Below are 3,722 nucleotides of genomic sequence, written 5' to 3'. Positions count from 1 at the left end.
CCCGCCAGTTGGTCCTTGGTCAACGCAGCGAACTCACCAATCAGCGCCACGTTCCCCGACGCCGCGAGCCGCTTGAACAGGTCGGAGTGCGGGTCGAGCCCGTTGGCGACCAGCGTCTGGAGGGCAGCGAGGACAGCCTGTGCGTCGGCGGTCTGCGCGGCGTTCTCGGTCTGGAACTCGCCGAGGGTGCCGCCGAAAAGGTCCCGCGACAGCGAGCCCGACACCGATGATGCCAGTTCGTCGCGCTGGCTCTTGAGGGACTCGAGCGCGGCGGCCGCGTCGTCGGCCTTGCGGCTGAACCTGGTCAACTTCTGCTCCGCCTCTTGAAGACGCTCCTTCAGCCCCTTGGCTGCCTTGCCCGCGTCGCCGGACTGCTGCTTGAGGTACAGCAGCGACTTAGCCTCCGCGTCCTTGCTCAGTTTTCCGGTGGTAGTCGGGACCACGTTCAGCCCGCGGCTACGAGAGTGGCGATCGTCCGGATCCGGGTCCTCGCCGCCCGGGTCTCCACCGGGGGTCTGCGGGTGCGGCTTGTTCCCGATCGTCTGGTAGTGCAGCGCGATCTCGATCTTCTTGGACTTGATCTGGGCGAGGACCTCCTTCAGCGTCTTCGCCTTCGAGATGGCCGGGTCCATGCCCGGCGTCTCGACCCCGACGACCTTGCTCTCCGGGATCTTGGCCATCTCTTTCCACAGATCCTCGGCGGCCTTCTTCGGGACCCCCATCGCCACCGCGGTCTTGATGAAGTTGTCCCGCGCCTCCTTGAACTTCCCGATGTTGTTGGTCACCGTCGCGTCAAGGCTGTTCCACCCGCTGATCAGACCTGAAAGCGCGTCCCGGTTGGCTAGCTGGGCCTTGCTGTCGCCCTTGATCCCCGCGTTGTTCTTCTCGGCCTGCTTGGCCGCGTCCTTCATCGCCTGCCTGTAGCCGGTGATCGCGTCGAACGCAGCGACAGCGGCGTCCTTCTGGTCCGTCATCGCGTCGACCAGGTCCGCGGTCTCCTGGGCGGCGTCACCAGCGGCGGTTGCGAGGGCCTCGTCAGCGGAGACGACACCCTCAGTCGCCTCCCCCGTCAGTGTCGCGGAGTTCGCCGCCCCGTCGAGAGCCTCCTTGTACTCCGGGAGCATCGACAGGAGGTCCTTCTGCTCGTCAGCCGAGAGACCCTGGGCCTCGGCCAGCTGCTCGAACACGTCACGGGCCTTGTCCGGGCCACCGCTGGCGACCAGGTTGGAGAGGGCCTCGTCGACCGCCTCGATCGACGCCTTGGCCTCGCGGAGCTGCTTGCCGTCATCCCGGAACAGACTCTGGCCCAGGGACCCAGCGGCTTCCAGCCCCTTGATGGTGGCGCCCAGCGCCCCGCCGGACTCCTTCAACTCCAGGAACTGGTTGCTCAGGCCTTCCAGCCCATCGGTGTCAACGGCATCCAGCGCATCACCAAGGTTGCCGATGTCCTCCTCCAGCGCGGACGCCGTCCCCGCGTTGTCGAGGTCCAGCAGCGCCTTGGTGAGCGCCTCAACGCCAGGCAGCGCCTTGTCGAACTTCCGCTGCAGCCCGTCGACCACCGCCCCGACGGCATAGAGGGCGACCAGCCCACCGATCGCCGTCCCCATCCCCTTCAGGATGCCGCTGACGATCACACCGGTCCTGCCGAGGGCGACCAGCGCAGCCTTCGTGGCGGCAATGCCGCCGATCACCTTGGAGCCGAACCACAGTGCCCCACCCGTGACGGCCGTGATGGCCAGCAGCCCAGTCAGGGCAGTCTTCGTGGAACCCGGCAGCGCGTTGAACGCGTTGGTAGCCGCGGTCGCGCCCTGTGCCAGCGATCGCAACGGCCCCTGTGCACCCTCGCCGCTCCCGATGAGCGCGGTCTCCAGCGACCCCTTCAGCGCCTCAAGGTCGCCGCGCAGGTTGTCCAGCTTCGTGCCCGCGATGTCAGCGGCAGCGCCGTCCTTGTCGACAGCGTTGGTCCACTTCTCGACCGCCTCGGTTCCGCCGGCGTAAAGGATGCGAGCGGCGGTGATCTGCTCGTTGCCGAAGATTCGGCCCAGCGCCTGGTCCCGCTCGGCGTTGGTCAGGGTGCCGAGCGTGTCGTGCAGTTGGCCCGCAACACCGTCGAACCCGATGAATTGGCCCTGCGCGTCGTACAGGGTGATCCCGAGTTTCTCCATCTCGGTCTTCGCCATCTTCGACGGCGACGTGAGGGCGGTCAGCATCCCACGCAGCGACGTGCCGGCCTGGTCAGCGAGGACACCCTGCGAGGCCAGTTCGGCGATGACGCCGGTGGTCTCCTCGATCGAGATCCCCATCTGGTGAGCGACCGGGCCGACGTACTTCAGGGCCGTGGCGAAGTCCGTGACCTCGCCCTGCGCGGACGCGGCACCGGCCGCGAGCAGGTCGGCGATGTGCGGGATGTCCGCACCCGCCAGACCGAACTGGTTCATAGCCGTGGCCGCGATGTCCGCCGCCTGCGCGACGTCGAGTTCCCCCGCCGAAGCCAGTGCGAGAGCACCGTCGAGACCGCCGCTGAGAATGTCCTCGGCCGCGATGCCGGCCTTCGACATGGCCGTGATCGCATCCGCCGCCTCGGTCGCCGAGAACACCGTGTCGGCGCCTGCCTTGACCGCTGCGTCCCTGAGTTCCTTGAGACTGTCGGCGCTGGCCCCGGTCGCCGCCTGAACCTTCGACATCGCCGAGTCGAAGTTCGCGGCAGCCAGGACGATCGCGCCCAGACCGGCAGCAGCAGCAAGCCCCACCTTTCCCGCAGTGCCACCGAGCTGGGTCAGACCGCGACGAGACCTCTCGCCCTGGCCGTCCAGCGCGGTGAGCTGACGGCCAGCGTCGGCCACGCCCCTGCTCATGGTGGTGAGCCCGGCGGCGAGGTTGGTGAAGTTCCCAGTGAATTTGTACGACACCACCCGGTCAGCCAACGGAAGCCACCTCGATCAGGCGCGCGCCCTTGCGGACATTGCAGCCGAGGTGCGCGGCTTGGACGTTCGCCAGCGTGTGCGTGCCGCCGAGCGCGAGCGGGATGACATGGTCGATGCTTCGCGAGTCGGGATGCGGGGCCTTGGCGGCTTGGTCGATCTGCCCACCGCAGAGACCACATGCCCATGCGTCACGCTCGAAGATGTCGCGGGGCCGAATCGACTCAGCCAGTCCGCCGCGCGTCCGACCACGGCGGAGAAGAACGTTCTTCGAGTTCTCCCGGTAGTTGCGCGTTCTGGTGCATGCCGGAGAACAAGCGAAGCGCCGCCGCCCGTCGGCATCGAAGGGCGCGCCGCAGACGTCACACTCAGCGGGCGTGGTGGCTACTGGCGCCCTCGCGGCCGAGGCTCGCGCGGTGTTGCATTCGTGGCAGTACGACCCAGCGAACCGATCCGCTGGCACGTCCCGCTTGCACGTCGCACAAATCCGTAGCCCCCCGACCACCTGGCCGCGGAAACGAGGGTCCGGGGTGCCGTACTTGGCCACGCGCTTGGAGTGCATGCGGCACCAGCCCTTGGTGAAGTGCGGGCGGTCGCAATCGGGCGCGGCGCATCCGGCGGTTCCGTATCGCCGCGGGGTCGCCTCAACATCGCCGAGCCGGATCCAGATTCCGTAGTGCCGCCTACACCACCCCCGACCCATGACAGGCTTCCCACACTCGCTGATCGAACAGATGAGATCGGCCACGCGGGTCACCTCCTCGGAGTACGGTCAGGGCGTGAGCGAGCGGTTCCAGAGGT

2 protein-coding genes are annotated in these 3,722 nt (G+C 67.8%); both read right to left on the bottom strand.

What is annotated here, in order from left to right:
- A partial coding sequence (locus VFG33_RS08930) for a phage tail tape measure protein (RefSeq protein WP_325024359.1) occupies positions 1-2,924 on the bottom strand: 2,924 nt, incomplete at its 3' end.
- Entirely contained in the window at positions 2,917-3,483 is a 567-nt protein-coding gene (locus tag VFG33_RS08925; RefSeq protein WP_325024356.1) for an HNH endonuclease, read from the bottom strand. The genes VFG33_RS08930 and VFG33_RS08925, both read right to left, overlap by 8 nt.
- Between the last annotated feature and the right edge of the window lie 239 nt (positions 3,484-3,722).

Origin of the sequence: Kribbella sp. (assembly GCF_035687465.1) — a bacterium.
Lineage (GTDB): Bacteria > Actinomycetota > Actinomycetes > Propionibacteriales > Kribbellaceae > Kribbella.
Note: the sequence above shows the minus strand (reverse complement) of the source record. Positions and strands in the feature narration are given on the sequence as shown.

What these genes read in the sequence shown, in the direction of transcription:
- VFG33_RS08925 (WP_325024356.1), bottom strand. Translation starts at nt 3,483, where the DNA reads ATGCACTCCAAGCGCGTGGCCAAGTACGGCACCCCGGACCCTCGTTTC.